Below are 25,557 nucleotides of genomic sequence, written 5' to 3'. Positions count from 1 at the left end.
GGTTATAGATGAAGTGTAAAATATGTCGGAAAACTATAACTAACTCTTATACTTTTTGTCCTTTTTGCGGCCATGCTCTAGTTCATAATAATACTTTTAATAAGATAACAACAGGAAACAACAGTATAAATGTAGGGGTGGGAAATAACGGCAAACAAGATGTCTATATTGATAATATTAATTATATAAATGATAACAATGAGTTAGTGGTTAGATATAGTGAACATATTGATGGAAAAGTTATTGGTGGATTAAATAGTTTTAAACGCAAATTTGAAATTACAGGTTTTTTATCAATTATATCAGCATTAGTTACTTTAATAGATTATTTTATTACGGAATCTAATTATACATTTTTATTCTTTTTATGTGGTGCCGCCATGCTGATATATGCTGTTGATAATAAACAAAAGTATTTAGATTTAAAAATCAATGGCGTATTTTATAAATCAAAGAATCCTAAATTAATTGATAAAGACGGGGATATTTATAAAATAAAAAAATATGGAATTTGTCCAGTCTGTAATGGAAAAGTTCTCATTTATTATGATAATAAATTCAAGAGAAGTTTAGGTAAATGCGAGAATAATAATGATCATCTATATACATATGACCATACAATTGATGCTGGAGTCCCGTATGTAGTTTTCGACATTTATCAGGCAGAATAGAAACATAAGATTATTGATTTAAATATAATTTAGGAACAAACAATAAAGATATTTGATCGGAAGATAAGTTAATTAGCGAATTTATAAATGTCAAAAGTTTTAACGGGCTAGTTGGTCAACAATATTTGTTAACAGAATCTTCCTATTGATCATAGATATACATTATGAACTTGTTCCTTAGTTGAAAACAAAAAGAATACACAAGGGTGTTACATTTATTATCTTTATGACACAATGAGCTGAGTTTCTATTATATTTATTTTAAGAGTAATATCCTATCCTATTTAACTTGCATAACAAATTAATAAAAATCAACCGCCAATATAGTCTTTCCTAGATATATTGGAACAAACTAAGAGAGAAACGATTAGTGTTCAAATGTTCATTATGAATTTTTAAAATAGAATTCCTTAAGCAGAGATACTTGATTAGTAAGTCGGCTTTGTCAGCATATTCGCTTTACTGTGAATTCTCCTGTTAACTTATAGTGAATAAAACACAAAAAAACCAGATTCCACTACAAATCCGGTTTCCACAGCTAAGAGAAGCAACCTACTGTTGCTTCTCTTTCACCATCTTTATAAAGAGAAAGAAGACAATGAATACAATAAAATAATTCAATGGATTCTTAACGATGTTTATCTCCAGGGAAATCTGTAAGAGTATCCAGAGAATGAAGATGGCTAGTATTGAAGGAATGATGATTTTGTACATGTCGACCACCTTCCATAGTTAGTAAAAGAAAGGGGCGCGGGCCCCTTTTTCTTCATGGTTAAAAGCAAGATGCGGCAGCTCCTGTCATTGCGCCGCCAACAGCGCCGGTAATTGCTCCAACGGCACCCGCTCCTACTGTTCCGATGCCGGGTATTGTAACTGTTCCTACAGCAGCTCCTGCGAGACCGAGTGTGCCGCCTCCAGTTACCGCACCGCCGCCAGTACCTAAAATACATTTCCCGACTGATTGGGTGCTGATTGAACCGCTCGTTTTTCCAGCGTCTTTGTTTACGACTTTGACTAAAACGCCATTTTTGATTTTTTCGTATTTCAGTGTAACAGGTTCACCATTTTTGTCAGTGGAGCTTTTCGGAAGAGCCTGCTCCTCGCCCGTTATGTTGTCTTTTAGGGTTGCCTTGCCTTTAGCGTCAATATGAACATCTGCATGATTGAACGTCATCTTCAGCTCACTGTCGTTGAGGTTTTCAACTTTGTATGTAGCTTGGGATTCTGCGGCAGCCGCAGCATGGGGTAAAACCGGGAGGGCAAAGGCACCTGCTAGGAATACCAAGGCTGCCAGTTTCACTGCGGTTAGCTTCATTTTGCTTTGCATAATTGATCCTCCTCCTTTGGTTGCCATACTAACAAAGGCATTTCTGCTTCTTAAACCCTTACCATATAAAATGATAAAAAATTCACCCAATTTCATCACATTAACTAACAAGGTTTGTATGTTTCCCTTCGAAAGTCATAGGAGAGCAGGGTTCATATCTGATGCGAAGTTATCAAGGAGGGTAGAAACCGTAAAGAAGAGCTCAGAGAAGCACCTTTATTGCAAACAACAGCTTCTTTCACATTTTCCCTACAACAGTATAAATCCCTTTCCGTCACGGAAACCTAGTGGAAAAGGTTCCTGAAAGGAGGGGGAGTATGATGAAGAAAAATAAAAAAATGCAAAACAAATCATCTTTGGTTTGGAAGATGGCGATTGCCTCTGCGGTTTCTTGGGAAGCGGCAAAACTGGCGGGCTCTGATCACCCGTATTTAGCGCCGCTATCTGTTATCTTATGTTTGCAGCCAACGATAGATCAGTCGATTCGCTTTTCTTTTCATCGTATTGCGGGAACTGCGATTGGGATCATGTTAACGTCCTATCTTGTCAGTCACTTGCCAATGAATGGCTGGATGCTGGGGCTGTTCCTGTTAGGCGGTACTTACATTGCGAAGTGGCTACGAATAGATGTAACGGTTTTACATCAGGTAGCGCTCACCATTTTATTGGTCTTTACGTTTGAACGGAACTCTAAAGATTATGCATTCGACCGAATCATCGATACGGTGATCGGCGTCATCATCGCCATTCTGGTTCACATGTTCCTTTTTCCGCCGGACTACACAAAAAAGGCAGCGGACTCTTTTCAAACATTGGCTCGTCAGCTTTCCGGCACACTTTCAGACCTCTCCAAATGGGTTCAATCAGAGTGGGGACAAGGAAAAGGGAACCTTATGGAATATAAAATGAACAATCTTCTGCAGGAGCTGCATACGGCAAAAGAGATGCTGCAAACAGCCTCTGACAGCTTAAAATTCAACCCTGTCAGAAAAAAACATAAACACATCATTTCAAGCTATCAAATAGAGATGCAAAAGTTGAACGCCGGATTTGAGTATCTATCAAATATAGTGAAAACGTTAAAAGAATGGGAAAAAGAAGGAGCTTTATCTTCAAGTGACAAAAGGGAGCTGGGGAATGATTTACAAGTGTTAAGTGAATACTTTGCGGGTTTTAAAGGAATACAGCAGGGTGAAACAGACAATTGGAAACAGAAGGAACAGAGCGTGTTATTGGAATCTCTCCGTTCCGACATGCTGTCGCACCCGCCGCCCGGTCATAAGGTCTATAAAGACTCTTTTTTTTTTAGAAACGAAGAAATTGCTGAAGCGTTTGTAATGTTTTCCGGAAAAAAAGAATACGGATATACAGATGCAGATATGATCAGGTAAAAGCGGGGGACATGAGATGGATGATATACACCGGATTTTGGATGTCATCGCCAATTCTAAGAAAGCTAAGGTACTGGCTACCATCATTAAAACAGAGGGGTCCGCTTATAAGAAAGAAGGGGCCTCCATGCTGATTTTAGGGGATAAAACAAGAGTCGGAATGTTATCCGCCGGTTGTCTGGAAGAAGATCTCGTTGAACGGTCGGAACAGGTCTGGACTGCAGGAGAGCCGTTGATTGTCCGCTTTGATATGAGCGCGGAGGACGATTTATCCTGGGGACAGGGCGTTGGCTGTAATGGTGTTTTGACGGTTTTACTTGAGCCTGTAAAAGGGGAATTGGAACGAAATCTGATGACAGTCAAGACATGCTTAGATGAAAAAAAGTCTGTGACCCGAATGAAACGATTCACTAAAACGTTAGAGCCGAAGGAAGATCTGTATATAGCTGAAGACGGCAGCGTGTTTGGAACCGGGGATGTTATGGAACAAGGCCGTATTCAAAAACTGAGACAGACGGACAAGGGAATCAAGAGGGATGAACATACCTCTGATTTATTTTTTATCCATCAGATGGTGCCAAAACCTTGTTTATATGTCTTCGGAGCAGGGGAAGATGCGAAGCCGTTAGTTTCGTTGGCAGCCGGTACGGGTTTTCATGTGACGGTGATTGACTGGCGCCCCGCTTTATGTCATCACGGCCATTTTCCTGAAGCCGGCCGTTTGATTACAGGAGCGCCGGAAGAAGTCATGGAAGGCCTAAGTATGACAAAAAGGGATTTTGTTGTCATTATGACGCACAGCTTTCAAAAAGATCAGATCATTTTACATACATTAAAAAACGAGATTGTGTTTTATAAAGGCGTATTAGGCCCCAGAAGGCGCACGGAGCGGCTATTAGGCGGGGCAGAGATTCCGGAAGATATACATTCCCCTATCGGACTTCCCATCGGGGCACAAGGCCCTGAGGAAATTGCTGTAAGCATTGTCGGCGAGATGATTCAAAAAATGCGAAAACAAAGGTCTCGCTTATGAAAACAGCGGCCATTTACCTGGCAGCCGGTACAAGCAGACGCATGGGGACGGATAAGCGAAGTTTGTTTCTCAATGGCGTCTCTCTGGGAAGTATGGCTCTTAAAAATGCCTTGTTATCTGAATTAGATCATATTTTTGTTATTACGAGAAAGGGAGATTCACTGCATTGGCTTTCGGATTTTTTCTTTTTAGATCCCATATCAAATAAGTGGAGTCAGGCAGAATGTGAGCAAGCGGGTAAAGGCCAAGGCCATTCTATACAATGCGGTGTGAAAAAAGCGGCAGAGTACGAGGCTGACGCCGTTATCATTCTCCTTGCAGATCAGCCGTTTGTCACCGCAGATATCATCAATACGCTAATTGATTCCTATCAGAAGGAGCGCCGTTATTCATTTATCGCCGCTGAAAATCAACATCTTCCTATGCCCCCCATTTTATTCTCCAATCAATGTTTTCCAGTATTGCATCAGTTAAAGGGAGATCAGGGCGCCCGGCATGTGATCCGTGAAAGTATGATCAAGACGGGAAAAATGATCAGCTTTCAAGACCCTTTGCTTTTTTATGACGTCGATACAGCTGAAGATTATACGCTGCTGCTGCTGAATAAATTCGGGGAGTGAATGAGTTGGAGTATATCGGGAAGAGTGTCATTCGGAAAGAGGCCCTTGAAAAAGTGACGGGTAAAGCGAAATATACGGATGATTTTCAAGAAACAGGGACGTTACACGCAAAAATGCTGACCAGTCCATATGCGCATGCCGATATTGTGTCTATGGACTTTTCAGAAGCTTGGAAGATTCCCGGCGTGAGAGCGATATTGGGGGATGAACCTTTTCCGCTTGCAGGTGAGGAAATTAAAGACAGATCGCCGATTGCTTATAAAAGGGTCAGATACCATGGTGAGCCGGTTGCTGTTGTTGTTGCGGAAAATCCGATTACAGCTAAAAAGGCAGCGGATGCCATCAAAGTATCCTATAAACCTCTTCCCGTCGTCAATTCCCCCCGTGAGGCCTTTCAAAAGGATGCGCCACTCGTCCATGAAAATGCGGACCGCTATGAGAAGACAAAAGGTGTATTCCCGGTTCCGAAGACAAATATCGCAAACCTGGATAAGGTTAGAAAAGGAAATATTGAAGACGGGTTTAGGGAAAGTGATGTGACAGCAGAATTCCAGATTTCCTTTAACCCTTCTGATCACGCTGCGATGGAGACAAGATGCTCGATCGCTGAAATTCGCGCGGATGAGGAGATTATCATTACCACATCCTCTCAAGCTCCTTTTGCCATTAAAAAATTAATGCAGTGGTATTTTGGAATCGAACCCGGAAAGGTTATCGTCAAAACGCCTTTAGTAGGAGGAGCGTACGGGGGAAAAGCAGCCGTTCAGTTAGAGGTGATTGCCTATTTGGCATCAAAAGCAGTCGGAGGCCGGCCCGTCAAATTGTTTAATACGAGAGAAGAGGATCTGATCACATCTCCCGTTCATGTAGGATTGGATGCTATTGTCAAATTAGGGGCCACAAAGGATGGAATTTTAAAGGCGGCAGACATTCAGCTTTTATTTGATGGCGGAGCATACTCTGATAAAGGAGTGGACATCAGCCGGGCTGCGGTGGTTGACTGTACGGGTCCGTACGCTATCGACCATATACGGTGTGATTCATATTGTATGTATACGAATCATCCATATCCAAGTGCATTCAGGGGCTACAGCCATGCTGAAGTGTTATTTGCCTTTGAGCGGACGATGGATGTATTGGCGGAAAAACTGAACATGGACCCATTAGAACTCCGCTATAAAAATGCCATTCGCCCCGGCGACACCACACCGACTCAAGTTCTTCTCAATTCAAGCACGGTCGGAAATGTGCCGAAGTGCATTGAAAGATTGAAGGAATTAATGAATTGGGACGAGGGACAGCGAATTGAAATCGACGGCCGGAAGATACGGGCGAAGGGAATCAGCTGCATTTGGAAAACCTCAACATTTGATACAAATGCAACGTCCGGGGTTCTTTTAACCTTTAATCCCGATGGAAGCATTAATTTGATGTCAGGCGTAGTGGAAATTGGAACAGGGACAAAAACAGTGCTAGCCCAAATCCTGGCGGAACGAATGAAAATGGATATAAGCAAAATTCATGTAAAAATGCTTATAGATACACAAACAACACCCGAGCATTGGAAAACCGTGGGGAGCAGAGGGACGTTAATGGCCGGAAATGCCGTACTGAATGCAGCGGAGGAAGCCATTCGAAAGCTGAAGGACGTGGCATCAAGTGTGTTGCGGGTTCCTGTCGAGGAATTGGAAGTGGCCGACGGAAAGGTTTATTTTATAGATCATCCTTCTGTACATGTTGACATAAAAGACATTGCTTACGGATATACGTTTCCAAATGGAAATACCATTGGCGGCCAAATCATTGCGAGCGGCAATTACACATTAACCCGGATGACGAATTTAGACCGGGAAACGGGAAGAGGAAAGCCGGGACCCGAATGGGCTGTCGGTGCTCAGGGAATTGAAGTTGAGTTGGATAAACGGGATTATACGTACCGAATTACAAAAGCCTATTCTGTTGTGGATATAGGAACTGTACTGAATGAAAAAGCTGCAAGGGGTCAAGTGATGGGAGGGATGAGTATGGGAATCGCATTTGGAGGAAGAGAAACCTTTGTATTTGATCCGTATGGCAGAGTATTAAATCCTCAGCTTAGAACATACCGCCCCCTTCACTATGGAGAGCAGCCTGAATATATCATTGAATTTGTTGAAACCCCGCATGTGATCGCGCCTTATGGAGCGCGCGGCGGCGGGGAACACGGACTGCTGGGGATGCCGGCCGCATTGGGAAATTGCCTTTCCGCCGCTTTAGGTGTCCAATTGAATCAACTTCCTCTCATTCCCGAACAATTATGGAGGACGCAAGAGGGGTGGAAAGATGATACCGTTTGATTTTGATTATTTTAAACCGAAGACCATTCAAGAAACAATCAATCTATTTCACTCTCTTGCGGCCGAAAAGAAAACACCAATGTATTATTCCGGCGGCACGGAAATTATCACGTTAGGAAGGCTGAATATCATCTATACGGATGCGGTGATAGATATGAACGCGCTTCCGGGATTTCAAACCATCCGCTTTTATGAACATGATCTGGTGATCGGAGCAGGCGTGTCATTAACGAAACTGGAGGAAGTAAATCCATTTCCGCTATTAAGTAAAACGGTAAGTGAAATTGCGGATCGGACGACTCGAAATAAGATCAGCCTGGGCGGAAACATTTGCGGGGGCATATACTACCGTGAGGCCGTGCTGCCGTTGCTGATTTCTGATAGTTTGCTAGGGATTGCAGGGAGAGCGGGGATTCATTACCATCCTATAAATAAAGTATTTAACAGGGAAATACAATTGCGAAAAGGAGATTTTTTATTTCATGTCGTTGTCGATCGTGCGTATGTTGACCTGCCATTTGTCAGTATCAAAAGAAGACAGCAGTGGAATGTCGGGTATCCATTGGTGACAGTCTGTGCGCTGAAAAAAGATGATGAGATCAGAATGGCCTTCAGCGGCGTATGTCCATTTCCGTTTCGTTCTGCTGAAATGGAGGCTGTGCTTAACGATAAAAGCCGATCAGCAGAAGAAAGAGTGCGCAGGTCTTTACAGTATGTACCCAAACCTGTTCTTGATGATGCAGAAGGCTCAAGTGAATACCGAATATTTGTCTTGCAAAATACAATTTTAGATGCCTTATGGGAATTAGAAGGAGGTCCAAATGTCTGATCCTATTACGTTGAAAGTAAATGGCGAGGAAAGACAGATTACGGTCAGACCGGCTGATACTTTGTTATTTGCTCTTCGTCTTCGTCTCGGATTAACTGGTGCAAAGCCGGGCTGCTTAAATGGGGATTGCGGCGCCTGTACGGTATTAACGGACGGGGTGCCGATGAAATCTTGCTTAATGCTTGCGGCAGAAGGGGAAGGAAAGGATATTACGACAATTGAAGGACTGATCAATACGCCGATTCAAAAGGCTTTTATTGAAAAATTTGCGTTTCAATGCGGTTATTGCACACCGGGGTTTCTCATGAATTGTCATGCTTTAGTGAATACTGAGCCGAATGCAAGTGATGACACGATAAAAAATTGGCTGGAGTCCAATATTTGCAGATGTACCGGTTATAGGGAGATTGAAGAAGCGGTTAAATCCGTTTTACATACAGGGAAAGGGACTTCTTAGTTCGTAACCGTAAAAAAAGAGCCCAGAGAATCATCCCTGAACTCCATATTCTTCACTTCATATACCGATACTCCCGCAGTTTCTCCAAAATCGCCACTTCTTTCATCAGTTCTTCACCGACGTTTGTTTCTTTCACTTTCTTCCGCTCCAGCTCTTTGTCGACTAATCGTTTCACTGTTAAGACGTCGGTTCCGGTGTTCAGCACTTCGGCCTTGGAGTTAAAGTGTTTATGGGCGACGAGCTGCATGCCGTAGGAGTTGTATAAGAGTGTGTAGCCGGCGATGCCTGTTGTGGATTGGTAGGCTTTGGAGAAGCCGCCGTCGATGACGATCATTTTTCCGTTTGCCTTGATCGGATCTTCGCCTTCGATTTCTTTTACCGGTGTATGGCCGTTGATGATATGGCCGTGATCCGGGTTGAGGCCGAATTCCTTCAGGATGTTTCGGCAGGTTGCTTCGTCTTCACGCAAATAGTAATACGGGTTTTTCTTTTCTTTATGTGTTTCCTTCTCTTTAATGAAATACCGCTCAAAGGTGGTCATGGCGCGTTTTCCGAAGAGGGAGGAGTATTCGCCTGTCCATAAGTACCACGTCATATCTGTCGCCAGATCATCGGTTTCTTCCGGATGGGCAAACGCTTCTCGTAAGAACCGTTCAAATACATCTAGCAGCTCTCGGCCCGCATAAGCTTTATCCTCTATCATCATCGTTTCCATGCTGCCGTTTTCATCGACGGGAATACAGCCGTGAATCAGCAGGTTGCCGTTATATTTCAAATAAAGGCTGCCTTTTTTCATCATAAAATTCATATGGCGGCCCAGCTTTTCGGAGTTCTGAACAGAGAACAGCAGCTTGTCCATGACTTCTGCTTCTTCTTCTAACAGCTCATCAGGCTGTTTGGGATTCACCGTCGCAAAGCAGGTGTTTTCCAGTTGATATGTTTTTCCGTTCAGCGTGATTTCATTGCGGTCATAATCGATCTTTTCCAGTAACAGCCGTTCCTCCATATTAAAGTTCGGCCGTCTCTTAATAATCGGGCTCTCAAGCTTGAATTGGATCATCGCGATCGCCTGATGAATTTTTGTGATTTGTTTAATCTCATCTTCCGGTCTGTTTTCGTCCGCTTTCGGGCGGAAAGACGGGTTATCATCGTAATATTTTTCGGCAAGGTTCAATAGCGGTCTCAGATTGATGCCGTAAACGTCTTCAATAATATCCAGATTGTCATAGCGGGCACAGATGCGGATAATGTTTGCCAGGCATACTTTTGAGCCGGAATAAGCGCCTATCCAGAGAACATCATGATTCCCCCATTGAATATCCACTGAATGATAGTTGATCAGTTCTTCCATGATTTTATCCGGCTGCGGTCCGCGGTCGTAAATATCGCCGACAACATGCAGATGGTCGACCACCAATCGCTGCGTGCTGTAGGCAAGACCGGTGATCAGCTTATCGGCCTGACCGAGCGCAATGATCTGTTCTATGATTTCGGAATAGTATTGTTCTTTGTTGGCGGCTTGTTCTGTTTTGTACAGCAGCTCTTCAGAAATATAAGCAAATTGGGCGGGCAGTGCTTTGCGCAATTTGGAGCGGGTGTACTTGGAAGAACAATAAGAAACGAGCTTAATCATCCGATGAATCGTTTCTTTATACCACTCGTTTAATGCCTCTTTCGTATCAAAGTCATGTTTGATCAGCTTCAGTTTGTCCTCAGGATAATAGACCAAAGCCGCCAGCTCATCAATTTCTCTATCGTAAATGACGCCGCTGAAAATATCGCGGATCTTCTCTTTTACCCTTCCTGAACCGTTCCGCAGCACGTGCTGGAATGCCTGATACTCCCCGTGCAGATCACTGACGAAATGCTCGGTTCCTTTCGGCAGGTTCAGTATCGCTTTCAGATTAATGATTTCCGTGACCACTTTTTCTTCACAATCGTATTTTTGTGCGAGCAGATCTAAATATTTCGTTTCCAATCTCGTCCATCCCCTTTTTATTTACGAGCAATTGTATGGTAAGGTGAATTTAAAGTATGACATAAAGTTTACATCATTAGACCTTATATGATAGTACCGCATAACGCCTTTTTGAGACAATGAAAACGGAAAATACGGCGCTTCAGGCATCGAAAATTGGACCGGGATAACGCCGTGAGCTCATCCCCCTATTGACAATGAATTCAACTTCCATTAAAATAAAAAGTTAGCTGATAGGTATTTCTATCAGAAACTCAATACGTAGCAGGCTATGATTGCTGTGGGTCGCACTACAGCAGGAGCGGCTTCTGGAGAGACCGCGGGTTTTCCGCGGCGCCGAAGGGTTCACAATCTCAGGCAAAAGGACAGAAGAGTACCGAATATGTATTTGTCATGCTGTTGATTGTCAGCGGCGCAGATATAATTTGATATTCTTATGACCATGAGATTGGAGGGCATCCAATCTCTTTTTTTATTGGCTTTTTTTGCTCGTCGTTCACTAGAGAGGTAAGGAGGAGTCAGATGTGGAGCAGCGAGAGCTAAAGAGGGACTTATCGAATCGGCACGTGCAGCTGATCGCCATTGGCGGCACGATCGGCACCGGATTGTTTTTAGGGTCCGGTAAGGCGATTCAGCTGGCGGGTCCTTCTATCATCTTTGCGTATTTTATTGTAGGAATTGCGCTTTTTTTCGTCATGCGGGCGCTGGGAGAACTGCTGTTATCTAAAGCGGGCTACCAATCATTAACGGATATTGCCGAGGCGTACTTAGGGCCGCGTGCAGCGTTTGTCACCGGCTGGACCTACTGGTTTTGCTGGATTATGACGGCTATGGCGGATGTGATCGCCGTCGGTGTGTATGTGAAATATTGGTTTGATATTCCGCAGTGGATTCCGGCACTTATCTGTTTGCTCATTTTATTAGGGCTTAATCTGTTAACGGTTAAGATTTTTGGAGAATTGGAGTTTTGGTTCGCCTTAATTAAGGTAGTCACGATTCTCGCGTTAATTGTCATCGGTGTAGTTCTGCTGGTGATTGGGTTCAAAACGCATACCGGAACGGTTTCAGCGGCGAATCTGTGGGAGCACGGCGGCTTGTTTCCGAACGGATTTTCAGGCTTTTTGCTTTCGTTCCAGATGGTGATCTTCGCCTATGTCGGTGTGGAATTAGTGGGTGTGTCGGCGGCGGAAACGTCAAATCCGAAAAAAAATATTCCGTCCGCTATCAATAAAATTCCGTTACGGATTTTATTTTTCTACGTCGGGGCATTGCTCATTCTTTTATGTATTAACCCGTGGATGCAGCTGAATGCGGCGGAAAGTCCTTTTGTGAAGACCTTCAGTCTGGTCGGCATCCCGTTAGCCGCGGGAATCATTAATTTTGTCGTATTAACGTCTGCCGCTTCTGCTTGTAACAGCGGGATGTTTTCAACAAGCCGGATTTTGTATAACTTAAGCAAAACGAAACAAGCGCCTGCAAGTTTTGCGAAGCTGAATAAAAATCATGTGCCGAGCCGCGCATTATGGATATCGGTTATTGTGCTGTCAGCTGGCGCTCTTTTAAGCAAATTGATACCGGAAGCGGCTTTTGGCATCGTGACAACCATCAGCGCGATTTGTTTCATTTGGGTGTGGGGCGTGATTCTGGTCTGTCATATCAGATACAGGAAAACCCGTCCGGACTTACACGCAAGCTCGTCTTTCAAGGCGCCGTTTGCACCGTTTATCAATTACGCCGTGCTGGCGCTGTTTGCCGTCATTCTGGTGATTATGCTGTTTGCGGATGCAACGCGCCCGGCTTTGCTGCTGACGCCCCTGTGGTTTATTGGATTATTTCTTATCTATCGGGCGAGAGGGAGAAAGACAGATTGAATTGCTTCAGACGGTGTACTGCCATGCAGTACGCCGTTTTAATATAAAAAAGCGCTATCCTGCCTTGTAAGCAGGATAGCGCTTTTTACATTAATTCCGGATCAAATAATCAAATGCGCCTAAAGCGGCAGTTGCACCTGATCCCATGGAGATAATGATTTGGTTGTACGGGCCGTCTGTGCAGTCCCCTGCGGCAAATAGGCCGGGAACGCTTGTCGCGCCGCTCTTATCGACGATGATTTCGCCGATGCGGTTGCGTTCGACAGTTTCGTCTAACCATTCTGTATTAGGCACGAGACCGATTTGGACGAATACACCTTGAAGTTCAACGTGTTTTTCTTCGCCTGTTTCACGGTCAACGAACGTAATGCCGTTTACGTTTTGGTCGCCTGTGATTTCTTTCGTTTGTGCATTTTTGTGCACAGTGACGTTTGGCAGGCTGTAGAGACGTTTTTGCAGGACTTCGTCTGCTTTCAGTTCAGGCGCGAACTCCAGCACAGTCACGTGATTGACGATACCTGCAAGGTCAATCGCCGCTTCGATTCCGGAGTTTCCGCCGCCGATAACCGCTACGTCTTTGCCTTCAAACAATGGTCCGTCACAGTGCGGGCAGTATGCAACACCTTTGTTTTTGAACTCTTGCTCACCAGGTACGTTGACATTGCGCCAGCGGGCACCTGTTGAAAGGATCACTGTTTTACTTTTCAGTACAGCGCCGTTTTCGAGTTCAAGTTCGAAGAGGTCTTTTTTCTCAAGGCGTTTCGCGCGCTGAAGGTTCATGACGTCAATATCATAATCTTTCACGTGCTCTTCAAGGCTTGCAGCGAGCTTCGGTCCTTCAGTCGCTTTGACGCTGATGAAGTTTTCGATGCTCATGGTGTCGAGTACCTGGCCGCCGAAGCGTTCAGCGACGACACCGGTGCGGATGCCTTTACGCGCCGTGTAGATCGCCGCGCTTGCGCCGGCAGGTCCGCCGCCGACAACAAGAACGTCAAAAGGCTCTTTGTCGGCAAACTCAGACGCATCTGCGCCGCTGCCCATTTTCGCGAGAATCTCTTCGATGGTCATACGGCCGCTTCCGAAAGATTCACCGTTTAAGAAAACAGTCGGAACAGCCATAATGTTTTTGCTTTCTACTTCTTCTTTGAATGCCGCGCCGTCAATCATTGTATGAGTGATATTCGGGTTGAGCACGCTCATCATGTTTAATGCTTGTACGACATCAGGGCAGTTGTGGCACGTCAGGCTGATATAAGACTCAAAGCGGTATTCTCCGCTGATGTTCTTAATCTGGTCAATGACCTTTTGATCAGCCTTAGGCGCTCTGCCGCTGACTTGAAGCAATGCCAGCACTAATGATGTAAATTCGTGGCCGAGAGGAACACCGGCGAATGTAACGCCTGTGTCTTCTCCGGTACGATTAACGCTGAAGCTCGGTGTTCTGTTTAATTCAGTTTTTTCAACTGAAATTTTAGATGACATGGAAGCCAGCTCGTCAACGAGAGCCAGCATGTCCTTAGAAGTGTCATCGTCACCGGCGCTTACTTTGAGAACAATGTCGTTCTCAATTAGCTGCATGTATTGATTTAATTGTGCTTTGATATTTGCATCAAGTACCAATGGAATGCACTCCTTAGATTTTACCTACCAAATCAAGGCTAGGTGTAAGTGTTTCGCCGCCTTCTTCCCATTTAGCCGGGCAGACTTCACCTGGGTTTTGACGAACGTATTGAGCCGCTTTTACTTTGTTTACTAGGTTGCTTGCGTCACGGCCGATACCGCCTGCATTGATTTCAACTGTTTGGATCACGCCATCAGGATCGATGATGAATGTTCCGCGGTCAGCAAGACCAGTTTCTTCGTCAAGAACGTCGAAGTTGCGGGAGATCGTTTGAGATGGGTCACCGATCATTGCGTAAGTGATTTTGCCGATTTTTTCAGAGCTGTCATGCCAGCCTTTGTGTACGAAGTGAGTATCTGTAGAAACAGAGTATACTTCAACACCTAATTCTTTCAGTGCAGCGTATTGTCCTTGAAGATCTTCAAGTTCAGTCGGGCAAACGAAAGAGAAATCCGCTGGGTAGAAGCAGAAAACGCTCCATTGACCTTTCAAATCTTCGTTTGTTACATCGATGAATTCACCGTTTTTGAAAGCTTTTGCTTCGAATGGCAGTACTTCTTTTCCGATTAAAGACATAATATCTTCCTCCTGAAATGTGATTTGAAATATATTAAAAAGACAAAGCATTCACTTTATCTTTCAATAATAATTCTAATTATATATAGATTATTAAATAACATTTATTTTTTGTCAAGCTATATGGGGTATTATTTTCTGCTTTTTTTGCTTTAGACATTTAAAAATGCCTGGTATAAGCGGTTTGGCGCTGTTTGTCCTGTTTAGCGCCGGGCGAAAGGGGGATTCTCAATTGGTGAATTGAAACAGTAGGAATCAACCCTTCTATATGGCAGTATAAACCAAAGGGGGTATGATCATGCAAATAAATAACATTACTTTGTACAGTTGTGCGTTGGAGGAGACGAAACACTTCTATGAACGGGTGTTAGGTTTTCCTTTAATTGATGAGTCCGGTGATTCGTTTACAATCAAGGCGGGAGAAAGTGAGTTGGAATTCAGGCGCGCCGATTCTCACTCTCATCCGACGTATCATTTCGCGTTTAACATTCCGAATAATCGTTTTGATGAGGCGAAGGCGTGGATAAAGGATAAAGTCGTTTTTCAAACGGAAGATGGGGAGGATGAGGTGTATTTCTCTCATATTCAGGCGCGTTCCTTTTATTTCAAAGATCCGTCCAACAATCTGGCGGAATTCATCGCGAGAGAAACTTCGCCGCCAAGCGCGGAACGTTTTTCGATTGAGTCTGTTCTGAATATCGGCGAGGTGAATCTGACAGCTGCCGAGGTCGTATCAAGCGGGAGGGAGCTGCAGCGTTTCGGCATTCCGGTGAGAAAGCATGCGCCTCTTAGGGAAGACGGGTTTCATTTTATGGGTGATTACAATGATGGGGCGTTTTTGCTTTTAGGGCCGAGCGGCCGCCGCTGGATTTTTTCTGATCAGCATGCGGAGTTCCATCCGCTGTCTGTCGTTGTGAACGGGACGATCCGCATTGAGGCTGACGGAAAGGGCGGCATTGACATCAGGCGGGCACAGCCGTCATAAAAAAGCCCGGGCTCAAAAGGCCCGGACTTGAGGTCATTATTTATAGACAACACGGGTGCTGCACATGATGTCGTGCAGCGTTTTTTTCTCTCCGAAGGCGCCCATGATGAATCCGATATAAAGAATGAGCTTAGATATGATATATGCGAAAGCGCGTCCGAAGGCCTGGCCGATGGAAATCCGTCCGCCATCCTCATTGACGACTTTAAGGCCGAGCAATGCTTTTCCCAGGGTCCCCTGCATCTTTGAGGCCGTGAGCAGGCTGAAATATAAGATACTGATCACAAAAGAGCTCACAAGAATCGGGATGACGCCGAACACCAGAAAAGAGATGTTAAACTGATTTTCGGTCATGAAGGGGTCAGCCGCCGCAACGCCTGCCGCAAATAAAAAAGAGACCATAAATTGAATGATAAAAATCGGAATTCCTATGATGATTTGATCAATGACGTAAGCCAGAAACCGAATCCAAAATCCTGCCGGTCTTTCCATGTATCTTTTTCTCTCCCTTGCTTTAATCTGGAATATTATACGTAATCATTCCGGATTTTGCAACGGAGCTTAAGCTTCTGCGAGCAGCCTCTTTCCCCATGCCAAGCGTCCCATGATCAATCCGAAAGCCAGAAGGGCAAACATGATGCCGCACCACATCAGCTGATGGATTCCCAAATGTGAAATAAACCAGCCGCCCGCCGCCGTTCCGATGGTGATGCCGAGGTTGGAAAAGGAGACAAACAGGCTGTTGCCGAATTCGGGCGCCTCCTTTGCTTCCGCAGTAAGCCATGTCTGGCTGACAATGAGACCGCCGGAATGAACGGCGCCCCATACGAAGACGAGGACGGCCATCGGCGCGAAAGACGTCCCAAACCCGTATATGAGCAAGTAGGCGGCTGTATAAAGAAGCGGAAACAGGATGACGGTCTTCTTCATATTTTTATATAACAAAGCGCCGAAGACGAAATTCCCGGCTATCATAATCACTCCGAAGCCCATCAGCATGAAGCTGACCCATGTACCATTCATATGGGACACCCGTCCGAGGTAATCCGCAAAATAGCTGTAGACAGAAAACATGGCCGCAAAGAGACAGGTGACGGCAGCGATATTGAGCCACAAAGCCGGTTTGCGAAGGATGCCGAGCTGGCTTCTGAAAGACATTTTTTCTGTGACCGGCATGGATGGCAAAAAGAGAAGAATGCCCGTTAACGCGATGATACTGATGATAGCGCCGAATAAGAAGGCGGCTTCAAGGGAGAGACGATCCGCCAGATAAGACGTGAAAGGCACGCCGAACGCAAAGCCGGCGGTGATGCCTGAAAAGACTTTCGTTACGGCTTTTCCGGATTGGCCGGCGGGGACAAGCCGGGCCGCGGCCGCAAGCGCTACAGAAAAGAACACCGGGTGGCATAAAGCCGGAATGATCCGAAACGCCAGCATGACACTGAAATGCGCCGTATACGCGTAGACCGCATTTGAAACGGCAAACATCAGCACCGCCAAAAGCAGAATGTATTTCCGGTTTATGCCTGAAGCAAGCAAGGTCAAAAACGGTCCCGACACAGCAACGATGAACGCGAAAATACTGACAAGCCACCCCGCTTTTGAAGCAGAAATATGAAATCTGTCCGCCACTTGCGGAAGAACGCCGATAATGCCCATTTCGGTCGTGATAATTCCGAAAACCCCTAATGCCAAAAACAGAATGAAGATGGAACTGCTTTTTTTCATTGTTATGTATGCCTCCTTTTATAACTACATATACAGAAAAATAGATATGCTAGAACAAAAAAAGCCCTCCTTTCATGGTTATAGCTGGTGCTGAACATAGTCAGCAAAGGCTTTAATTTGTTTTTCATTCCTTCTGTAATAGGTCCATTTTCCGATTCGTTCGGATTCCAGCAGGCCGGCTTTTTGCATCGTCAGCAGGTAGCTGGAGATGACGGACTGCGCAAGTCCCGACTTTGCCTGAATATCACCGACGCAAATGCCGGTGCGGAAACTGAGTCCCTGATCAAGATAAGGTCTTTCATCAAAATGGTCTTCCGGGTGTTTAAGCCACGTCATAATATCACTTCGTGTTTTGTTAGATAACGCTTTATGAATCAATATCGGTTCCATAACGTTTATTATATCTATTTTTCTGGATTTGTAAATTCGTTTTTAACAAAACATTCTCAAATTAAGTAAAAATCGTGCTAAAATATAACATATTATCAGATTACCGGTAAAAAAGCCGGGTTATTGTCAGGAGGATATTCACATGAATCAAAAGAAAAAAGGTGCGGTTGCGGTGACCTTGCTTTCCGCTCTGCTGTTTTGTTTATTGCCGGTCCTCGTCTCGCTTTCTCCGCTTGCGGAAACGGGGCCGAACGCGAATCGTTTTAATTCCGCGGGCATGTGGGCCGCCGTCGGCCAGATCCTTGTGATATATGCGGTTCCGCTCATTTTGTATATTCTCGGTATTCGTGTCATGAAAATCATCATGGCCGTTTTTTGCGGAATCGGGCTTATCATTTGCGCGGCTGTCTTGTTGGTGGCGTTATTGACCGCAATTTCCTTAGGGCAGGAGCTGTCTCTTTATTACGGCCTTTTCGTTTGGTCAGGCGCGGCTTTTATTGTCAATGTGGTGTGGTATATTGCCGCGTTTCGATCATCCCCGAAGCATCAGCAGGCTATGTGACATTTGTTCTATAAATCTACCGAAAATACAAATATTTCATAGGTTAATTATGGTATGATCATAGTGATATAGCAGCTTTTAATAGAAACGGGAGGAACTGACATTGAAAAAAAAGACAGCTTCATTGCGAGTGAAAACATTGGCGGCCGGCGCTGCGGTTGCTGCGGCTTTATCTGTGGGAGCGGTTACTGATCTGCCGGGGGCAAAATGGCTGCATCCGGCGGCTGCTCAAGCCGCGGAAACGGTATTTAAACAAAATCATGCGGCATCCGGTTTCTTGGCGGGACGGTATGACGCGCAGGCGATGTCTCCGACGATGTTCAACTGGTCAAGAGAAAGCCGGTTTACAAGCACTGCCGATGGCGCATTAAAATGGGAAAAGAATGTTCCGGCCAATCCTCAAAACGGTGCGGGAGCCGCGGTTGATGGGGACGGCACCGTATTTATTCAATCAAAAGACGGGAAGCTGACGGCGTATCATCCGGACGGTACTGTGAAATGGGTGACGGAAAACCTCGGGACGACCTATACGCTGACTCCGGTGCTCGGAACAAACGGTGTCATTTATCTTCCTTCTCACGATAAAAAACTATATTTCATCGACAAAGAAACCGGAAACATTTTAACATCGGTTCCGCTGAGCGGAGCGCCTAGTTCCGATGCGGCTATCGGCTCTGACGGCACGCTGTATGTGTCGACGCTGGATAACTATATCTATGCGATTAAACCGACGTCGCCTTCGACATGGACGCAAAAGTGGAAATTTAAAACAAACGGCGTGGTCGGCTCCGCTCCCGTGTTAGCATCAAACGGCACTCTGTATACGGCAACGTATAATAATATCTTTTACGCGATCAATTCCGGAACGGGCCAAGTGAAATGGTCAAAAACGACGTCCAACGGGTTTAAAGGCTATCCGGTTATTGATAGAGACGGCACCGTTTACGCCGGAAACCAGGACGGCAACTTATACGCCTATACATCAACGGGTGCTGTAAAGTGGACGTTCCCGTTAAACGGTTTCTCCAGCTCTTCATTAGCGATCGACCATAACGGCAATGTGTATATCGGTTCCGGAAGCGGCGAGCTGTTTTCCATCAGCAAAACCGGCAATATGAACTGGTCTTTCTATACGGACGGGCCTGTGAGAACGGCGCCGCTGATTGATGCGGACGGCAATGTGTACTTCGGTTCTGACGATAAAAATGTCTATGCGGTTGACGCTGACGGTAATGAAAAATGGCGCTATCAAACAGACAGCAATGTCATTTCCTCCCCGGTTCTGGCTGAAGACGGCACGCTTTATGTCGGCACTTATACGAAACTGCTCGCATTCGGGGCAAAATAATATAAAAAAAGAATCCGCGTCATCTGCGCGGATTCTTTTTTTATTTAGAGGCTTGAATAAATACGCCTTTTTCATGAGAGAATTCTTTAAAGCCGTACACACCGTGATATGAACCGATCCCGCTCGTATTGACACCGCCGAACGGAAGGTTGACGTCAGTGAAATGAACGACGACATCATTGACAGAAGCATTGCCGGACGTCGTATGCTGCAGAACATAATCGATCAGCTCCTGATTATGGCTGAATACATACAAGGCAAGGGGCTTGTCCCGTTCAGTGATGTAATCAACGGCTTCACTGATATCTTCGTAATTCATAATCGGCAGAATCGGTGCGAAGATTTCTTCCTGCATGATCTTCATATCAGGCGTGACGTTTGTCAGCACGGTCGGAGAAATCGTGCGGTCATGCGCATCGAATACGCCGCCGAACGCCGTTTCCGCCCCTTTTTCAATGGCATCATCATACAGGGCTTTGACACGGTTAAAGTTGCGGTCGTTGACAATCTGCGTGAATTTATTGCGGTCAACCGTATGATCATCCTCCATAAAACCTGCATTGACAATGGTTTGCAGGAGATCTGTAAAGGTGCTCTGCACTTCTTTCTTCATAAGGAGATAGTCAGGTGCGATACATGTTTGCCCCGCATTGACAAATTTGCCGACGGCGATTTTTTTCGCCGCGTCCATCAAATCATAGCCGCTGTCGATGATCGTCGGGCTTTTTCCGCCAAGCTCAAGCGTGACGGACGACAAGTGCTTCGCCGCTGCCGTCATGACGATTTTACCGACATTCGTGCTTCCGGTGAAGAAAATGTGGTCAAACGGCTGGTCGAGCAGTTCTGTGGCGACATCGACCTCACCTTCAAAAATGGCGACTTCTTCTTCGTGAAATGCCTCGCGAATAACTGTCGCGGCGATATGGCTCGTCTCCATCGTAAAATCGGACAGCTTCACAATCGCGCTGTTGCCGGCCGCAATGGCAGCCGCAAGCGGAGCCATCGTCAGCATAAACGGATAATTCCATGGGCCGAGAATTAAGGTAAGACCTTTTGGCTCGTACATTAATACGCCGTCAGCGTCCGGGCTGACGGATGAGCCGACGCGTTTCGGCGCCATCCAAGTGTCGAGATTGTTCATATTATCTTTAATCGCCTTGATCGTTCCCTGCGTTTCCGCTCTTTTCACCTCATGATAAGGCTTGCGGACGTCCCGTCTGATCGCCTCGATGATTTCTTCTTCATGTGCGGTGACGGCATCTAAAAAGCGCTGAAGCTTTTCTCTGCGCTGCCCGGCTGTTGAAGCACGCAGCGTTTTTTGATTTTTTTTCTGAAGCTCAAAGACGCGTTTGATGTCTGCTTTTATATGCTGATCCATCGGTCTTCCTCCTCTGGTTGCTTTTTTGTTTCTTCAGGGCCTATTATAATGTGATGTGTTTTTGCGGCAAAGACAGCGTAAACACATCTATACGTTACCGTACAAATTGCGGTGATCTGTCTAATGAAAGGAGTGTCTCTTATGCCGGACTCTGTGACAACTGACATCAAACAAGCGCTTTTGGCCATGCTTGGAGAGCGGGATATCCGCCGTGTGACCATGAAGGACATCGCCGGACGGTCGCATGTGAGCCGGGGGACACTGTACCTTTATTACGAGGATAAATATGCGATTTTAGAAGATATAACGGAAGAAATGAAAGACGGGCTGAGCGAAGCGCTTTATGATTCGCTGAAGAATAAAGATGTGCTTCATTTACATGGCGGATGGCAAAAAGTGCATCCGACCCTGTCTTTTGTTGACCGGCATCGGGAGTTTTTTCAAACGATGATGGACCGTCATAAAATGCCGTATTTTCACTTTCATGCTTTTTTAAAAGATGTGTTCCGGCATGATGTGCTGCTGTCACCGGTCAATGCGGATTTCTCACCGACTGAACAGGATATGTACATTCATTACCGCGCGTTATACACGTATGCCATTGTGTTGTACTGGCTGAATGAGGAGCCCGGGGCATCCCCGGAAGCGATCAGCGGACAGGTGTGGGATTTAATTTCTCAAAAACGGTTTTACTGGCTGTTTGGCCGCCGGGTGCCGGAACAAGAAGAAAAAAAGCCCGCCGACCGCCGGGTGACCCGGACGAGGCAGGCCTTGCAAGAAGCCATGATCGGCTTAATGGCGGAAAAAAAAGAGTACGCGGCGATTACGATTTCCGATATTGCCCGTCAAAGCAACCTCCGCCGTGCCACTTTTTATGACCATTACGCCAACAAAGAAGCATTGCTGAAAACGATCATCCATCAATCATGCCGGGATCTGATCGGATTATTGACGGTAAAAGGAGAGCCAGCCGATTGCTCCATGGAAGAAGCGGAAGCCGCGCTCGTCCGTCTCTTTTCGGCACTGTCGGACGGCCTGCCGCTCGTCCATTTTTTGAGAGAGGGGTCCGGAGTGCCTGACGTCATCCCGGAAATGTTCAGAGCGCTGCAATCGTTTTATCTTCATCAGCCCCTGCACATTCAGGCGGGGAAAAAGCTCTATGCATACTATGTCGCGTCCATGCTCGTCGGTTTGATTCAATATCGTCTTCATGAAGGAAAAGACCACGCGCCGGACATGCTGGCCCGGGAGTTTCTGCAGTTTTTGGATGTGAAGAAGTATCGGGTGATTTTGCTGTGAGGATGATGAAAAAGAACTCGGCCGAAAACAGGCCGGGTTCTTTTTTGCTGTTTTCTTTGAGAAGTGCCGATATGAAGTGTCCGGCTTTATCCCTTAAAAAGATACCTTCCATATGCCGCCTGATCAGCATTCTGCCGCCAAACATGACAAATGTCATATTCGGGGCGTGATGGCTGCTACTACAAAAGCGTCCGGCGCCCCGTTATACTTGGGATCATAATGAAAAAGAAGGGACATGACATTTATGATCAATCATGCCGCAACTCAAAAACAAGCGTCTTTAAAAAAGCAGGTTGCCGCATTTTCCGGCGCCGATACAAAGCATAGTGTCATTCAGCTTTTCAACACGTTTGTGCCGTTTTTTGCCCTTTGGTTTCTTGCTTACTTCAGCCTCGATGTCTCCTATATTCTGACCCTCGCCTTTACTGTTATAGCAGCGGGATTTTTGACAAGAATCTTTATTATTTTCCACGACTGCTGCCATCAATCCTTTTTCAAACAAAAGAAGCTGAACCGGCTGTTCGGGTTTATTTCAGGAGTGCTGACACTGTTTCCGTTCCTTCAATGGCAGCGCAGCCACTCCATTCATCATGCGACGAGCAGCAACTTAGATAAACGGGGCACCGGCGATATTTGGATGATGACCGTCAAGGAATACAACGAAGCCTCAGCTTGGACAAAAGTACGCTACAGACTTTATCGCAATCCGTTTATTATGTTTATTCTCGGACCGATTTACGTATTTCTGATTAAAAACCGTTTCAATGTAAAAGGCGCCCGCCGCAAGGAGCGCTGGAACACCTATTTCACGAACGCGGCGATTGTCTTATTAGCTGCTGCGACGTGCCTGCTTTTCGGCTGGGAAAACTTTTTGCTTGTTCAGGGTCCGATTTTCCTTATTTCGGGGTCAATCGGCGTCTGGCTCTTTTATGTTCAGCACACGTTTGAGGATTCTTATTTTGAAGCAGATGAGCATTGGGATTATGTGCAGGCCGCGGTAGAAGGAAGCTCCTTTTACAAGCTTCCGAAGCTTTTGCAATGGCTGACGGGCAATATCGGCTACCATCATGTCCACCACTTAAGCCCGAAAGTGCCGAACTACAAGCTGGAAGCCGCTCATGAGGGGCACGAGCCTTTAAAAAACGTACCGACCATTACGCTTAAAACAAGTCTTGAATCCATGAAATTCCGTTTGTGGGATGAGGACGAAAAGCAATTTGTCACCTTTCGGGAGGCACGGAAAAAACCGGCGCCCCATCCGGTGCCGAAAGAACCTTTAAAGAAAAATGCCTGATATGGCGCGCGGCTCTTTCTCTTATCAGAAAGAGCCTTCTCTTCATGCGTGAGGATGCAATGAAGGCGGTGTTTTGATAAAGTGATGGTAGACACAAGCAGCAGAAGGTGGAACAAAGATGAAGAAGTATTTTAAATTTCAAAAACTGAACGGGATTTCTCCTTATATATGGATGATTTTTTTCATCTTGCCTTTTTATTTTATTTTTAAAAGCTCTTCTACCTTTGTCATCGTGGCCGGCATCATTTTCACACTTGTTTTCTTTGGCGCATACCGCTTCGCATTTGTTGCAAAAGGCTGGCCGCTTTACTTATGGGCGCTTCTTCTGATCGGCATTTCGACCGGCTCAGCCATGCTGTTCAGTTATATTTATTTCGCCTTCTTTATCGCCTACTTCATCGGCCATATCCGAGACAAAGTTCCATTTTACATTTTATATTACATTCATATCATCAGTGCGGCGGTTGCCGTCAACTTCAGCCTTGTTCTGAAAAAAGAGTGGTTTTTGACACAAATACCTTTTATCGTCATTACACTGATCAGTGCCATTCTGCTCCCGCTCAGCATTCGAAGCAGAAAGGCACGGGAGCGCCTTGAAGAGAAATTAGAATATGCAAATGAGCGAATCGCCGATCTTGTGAAGCTGGAAGAAAGGCAGCGCATCGCCCGGGACCTTCACGATACACTTGGACAAAAGCTCTCCTTAATCGGACTGAAAAGCGACCTCGCCCGAAAGCTGATTTACAAGGACCCCGAACAGGCCCGCACTGAGCTGAAAAGCGTGCAGCAGACGGCCCGCACCTCCTTAAATGAGGTCAGAAAAATCGTCTCATCGATGAAAGGCATCCGATTGAAGGATGAGCTCGGCAATGTTCGGCAAATTCTTGAAGCGGCAGGAATTGAATTTGTGTATGAAGAAAAAGAAGCGCCAAAACATATCTCTCTGCTGAACGAAAACATCGTCAGCATGTGCATAAAAGAAGCCGTCACCAATGTCGTGAAACACAGCGGCGCCAAAGTATGCCGCATCACCATTCAGCAGCTTTGGAAAGAGGTTGTCATTACGGTGGAAGATGACGGCAGCTTTCAATGCAAAGAAGACCGCTTTTTTTCAAAGGGGCACGGCCTGCTTGGAATGAGGGAACGTCTTGAATTCGCAAACGGCAGTTTAGCCATCGATACAGCCGCCGGAACAAAGCTGACCATGAGAATCCCGAATGATTCAAAATCAAAAGAAAAGGATGGTAGCAGATGATCAACATCTTCATTGCCGAGGATCAGCAAATGCTGCTCGGCGCACTCGGTTCACTGTTGAATTTAGAAGAGGATATGACGGTTGTCGGCCAAGGCACAAGCGGCCAGGATGCCATCGATTTCGTGGAAAAACATGCGCCCGACATCTGTCTGATGGATATCGAAATGCCCGGGAAATCAGGTCTTGAAGCGGCAGAAGAACTCAAGGACAGCGGTGTGAAAATCATCATTTTGACGACCTTTGCCCGCTCCGGCTATTTTCAGCGGGCGCTAAAAGCAGGCGTCAGCGGGTACATGCTCAAGGACAGCCCGAGCGATGAGCTCGTCAGCGCCATCCGCAGCGTCATGAAAGGAAGACGCGTCTACGCACCTGAATTAATGGAGGACATCTATAGTGAAGAAAACCCGCTGACCGAACGGGAAAAAGAGGTGCTCGAGCTTGTCGCAGACGGAAAAAACACGAAAGAAATCGCAAACGCCCTCAGCATTAAAAGCGGCACAGTCCGCAATTACGTTTCGATGATCCTGGATAAATTAGAAGTGAAAAATCGAATTGAAGCCATTACCCGATCAAAGGAAAAGGGCTGGTTTAAGTAACCCGCCCTCAGC

The 25,557-nt window shown here is 45.7% G+C and carries 23 protein-coding genes, 1 pseudogene and 1 riboswitch; of the genes and pseudogenes, 15 read left to right on the top strand and 9 right to left on the bottom strand.

What is annotated here, in order from left to right; translation table 11 throughout:
- Window positions 1–8 precede the first annotated feature (8 nt).
- Window positions 9–671 (top strand): hypothetical protein, encoded by a 663-nt coding sequence (locus tag SB847_RS15640; protein WP_088461919.1) that lies wholly within the window; start codon window positions 9–11, stop codon window positions 669–671.
- Between the two features lie 552 nt (window positions 672–1,223).
- Here SB847_RS15640 and SB847_RS15635 read toward each other — a convergent pair.
- A complete protein-coding gene (locus SB847_RS15635; protein ID WP_017418518.1) occupies window positions 1,224–1,385 on the bottom strand; it encodes a hypothetical protein in 162 nt (53 codons plus the stop codon).
- A gap of 58 nt (window positions 1,386–1,443) precedes the next feature.
- On the bottom strand, window positions 1,444–1,998 hold the full coding sequence (locus SB847_RS15630; protein ID WP_059367470.1) for a hypothetical protein: 555 nt from the start codon (window positions 1,996–1,998) through the stop codon (window positions 1,444–1,446).
- A gap of 320 nt (window positions 1,999–2,318) precedes the next feature.
- Here SB847_RS15630 and SB847_RS15625 point away from each other — a divergent pair.
- From SB847_RS15625 to SB847_RS15600, 6 genes and pseudogenes are all read left to right on the top strand, one after another.
- A pseudogene (locus SB847_RS15625) lies at window positions 2,319–3,336 on the top strand (FUSC family protein).
- Between the two features lie 69 nt (window positions 3,337–3,405).
- Window positions 3,406–4,422 (top strand): XdhC family protein, encoded by a 1,017-nt coding sequence (locus SB847_RS15620; protein WP_285980120.1) that lies wholly within the window; start codon window positions 3,406–3,408, stop codon window positions 4,420–4,422.
- Window positions 4,419–5,042, top strand: a complete 624-nt coding sequence (locus tag SB847_RS15615) for an NTP transferase domain-containing protein (protein WP_410578010.1) — start codon at window positions 4,419–4,421, stop codon at window positions 5,040–5,042. Before SB847_RS15620 ends, SB847_RS15615 begins: the two co-directional genes overlap by 4 nt.
- A 5-nt stretch (window positions 5,043–5,047) precedes the next feature.
- On the top strand, window positions 5,048–7,378 hold the full coding sequence (locus SB847_RS15610) for a xanthine dehydrogenase family protein molybdopterin-binding subunit (RefSeq protein ID WP_410578008.1): 2,331 nt from the start codon (window positions 5,048–5,050) through the stop codon (window positions 7,376–7,378).
- Window positions 7,365–8,207: an FAD binding domain-containing protein gene (locus tag SB847_RS15605; protein ID WP_410564293.1), complete on the top strand. Its 843-nt coding sequence runs from the start codon at window positions 7,365–7,367 to the stop codon at window positions 8,205–8,207. The genes SB847_RS15610 and SB847_RS15605 overlap by 14 nt, the downstream gene beginning before the upstream one ends.
- Window positions 8,200–8,664: a (2Fe-2S)-binding protein gene (locus tag SB847_RS15600; RefSeq protein WP_014419315.1), complete on the top strand. Its 465-nt coding sequence runs from the start codon at window positions 8,200–8,202 to the stop codon at window positions 8,662–8,664. The genes SB847_RS15605 and SB847_RS15600 overlap by 8 nt, the downstream gene beginning before the upstream one ends.
- 52 nt (window positions 8,665–8,716) lie before the next feature.
- Here SB847_RS15600 and fbp read toward each other — a convergent pair whose 3' ends face one another.
- Window positions 8,717–10,642: a fructose-1,6-bisphosphatase gene (gene fbp, locus SB847_RS15595; protein ID WP_007614905.1), complete on the bottom strand. Its 1,926-nt coding sequence runs from the start codon at window positions 10,640–10,642 to the stop codon at window positions 8,717–8,719.
- Between the two features lie 298 nt (window positions 10,643–10,940).
- Window positions 10,941–11,021: riboswitch (glycine riboswitch) on the top strand.
- A 145-nt stretch (window positions 11,022–11,166) separates the two neighbouring features.
- On the opposite strand from fbp, the gene SB847_RS15590 reads away from it, so the two are divergent.
- A complete protein-coding gene (locus tag SB847_RS15590) occupies window positions 11,167–12,513 on the top strand; it encodes an amino acid permease (RefSeq protein ID WP_007614904.1) in 1,347 nt (448 codons plus the stop codon).
- 90 nt (window positions 12,514–12,603) lie between these two features.
- Here SB847_RS15590 and ahpF read toward each other — a convergent pair whose 3' ends face one another.
- Together ahpF and ahpC are read right to left on the bottom strand one after the other, a co-directional pair.
- A complete protein-coding gene (gene ahpF / locus SB847_RS15585; RefSeq protein WP_007614902.1) occupies window positions 12,604–14,133 on the bottom strand; it encodes an alkyl hydroperoxide reductase subunit F in 1,530 nt (509 codons plus the stop codon).
- 13 nt (window positions 14,134–14,146) lie between these two features.
- Window positions 14,147–14,710, bottom strand: coding sequence for an alkyl hydroperoxide reductase subunit C (gene ahpC, locus SB847_RS15580; RefSeq protein WP_004393188.1), 564 nt, complete (start codon window positions 14,708–14,710; stop codon window positions 14,147–14,149).
- Window positions 14,711–15,008: 298 nt separating this feature from the next.
- On the opposite strand from ahpC, the gene SB847_RS15575 reads away from it, so the two are divergent.
- Window positions 15,009–15,695 (top strand): VOC family protein, encoded by a 687-nt coding sequence (locus SB847_RS15575; protein ID WP_410564288.1) that lies wholly within the window; start codon window positions 15,009–15,011, stop codon window positions 15,693–15,695.
- Window positions 15,696–15,731: 36 nt separating this feature from the next.
- Here the strand turns inward: SB847_RS15575 and SB847_RS15570 are convergent, their stop codons facing one another.
- The 3 genes from SB847_RS15570 to SB847_RS15560 all read right to left on the bottom strand — a co-directional run bounded on the left by SB847_RS15570 (window position 15,732) and on the right by SB847_RS15560 (window position 17,813).
- On the bottom strand, window positions 15,732–16,187 hold the full coding sequence (locus tag SB847_RS15570) for an RDD family protein (RefSeq protein ID WP_004393190.1): 456 nt from the start codon (window positions 16,185–16,187) through the stop codon (window positions 15,732–15,734).
- A 69-nt stretch (window positions 16,188–16,256) separates the two neighbouring features.
- Complete coding sequence (locus tag SB847_RS15565; RefSeq protein ID WP_410564285.1) at window positions 16,257–17,423, bottom strand: MFS transporter; 1,167 nt, start codon at window positions 17,421–17,423, stop codon at window positions 16,257–16,259.
- A gap of 78 nt (window positions 17,424–17,501) precedes the next feature.
- Entirely contained in the window at window positions 17,502–17,813 is a 312-nt protein-coding gene (locus SB847_RS15560) for an ArsR/SmtB family transcription factor (RefSeq protein WP_007407855.1), read from the bottom strand.
- Between the two features lie 142 nt (window positions 17,814–17,955).
- On the opposite strand from SB847_RS15560, the gene SB847_RS15555 reads away from it, so the two are divergent.
- The gene (locus SB847_RS15555; RefSeq protein WP_192452767.1) at window positions 17,956–18,375 is read left to right on the top strand and encodes a DUF5391 family protein; all 420 of its coding nucleotides are present in this window, start codon (window positions 17,956–17,958) and stop codon (window positions 18,373–18,375) included.
- A 103-nt stretch (window positions 18,376–18,478) separates the two neighbouring features.
- Entirely contained in the window at window positions 18,479–19,723 is a 1,245-nt protein-coding gene (locus SB847_RS15550) for an outer membrane protein assembly factor BamB family protein (protein ID WP_088461907.1), read from the top strand.
- A 40-nt stretch (window positions 19,724–19,763) separates the two neighbouring features.
- Here the strand turns inward: SB847_RS15550 and SB847_RS15545 are convergent, their stop codons facing one another.
- Window positions 19,764–21,101 carry an aldehyde dehydrogenase family protein gene (locus tag SB847_RS15545; RefSeq protein WP_410564282.1) on the bottom strand — a complete coding sequence of 446 codons (1,338 nt, stop codon included), beginning with the start codon at window positions 21,099–21,101 and terminating at the stop codon, window positions 19,764–19,766.
- 141 nt (window positions 21,102–21,242) lie between these two features.
- Here SB847_RS15545 and SB847_RS15540 point away from each other — a divergent pair, with 141 nt between their 5' ends.
- The 4 genes from SB847_RS15540 (at window position 21,243) to SB847_RS15525 (ending at window position 25,545) form a co-directional block, all read left to right on the top strand.
- A complete protein-coding gene (locus SB847_RS15540) occupies window positions 21,243–22,400 on the top strand; it encodes a TetR/AcrR family transcriptional regulator (protein WP_410564280.1) in 1,158 nt (385 codons plus the stop codon).
- 244 nt (window positions 22,401–22,644) lie between these two features.
- The gene (gene desA / locus SB847_RS15535) at window positions 22,645–23,694 is read left to right on the top strand and encodes a Delta(5) desaturase DesA (protein ID WP_410564278.1); all 1,050 of its coding nucleotides are present in this window, start codon (window positions 22,645–22,647) and stop codon (window positions 23,692–23,694) included.
- Window positions 23,695–23,812: 118 nt separating this feature from the next.
- Entirely contained in the window at window positions 23,813–24,949 is a 1,137-nt protein-coding gene (locus tag SB847_RS15530; RefSeq protein ID WP_038460478.1) for a sensor histidine kinase, read from the top strand.
- Window positions 24,946–25,545: a response regulator transcription factor gene (locus tag SB847_RS15525; RefSeq protein ID WP_007614886.1), complete on the top strand. Its 600-nt coding sequence runs from the start codon at window positions 24,946–24,948 to the stop codon at window positions 25,543–25,545. The genes SB847_RS15530 and SB847_RS15525 overlap by 4 nt, the downstream gene beginning before the upstream one ends.
- The last annotated feature ends 12 nt before the right edge of the window (window positions 25,546–25,557 follow it).

Source organism: Bacillus sp. SIMBA_026 (assembly GCF_046535335.1).
Classification (GTDB): Bacteria; Bacillota; Bacilli; order Bacillales; family Bacillaceae; genus Bacillus; species Bacillus velezensis.
This window is presented reverse-complemented; position numbering and strand designations above follow the sequence as displayed.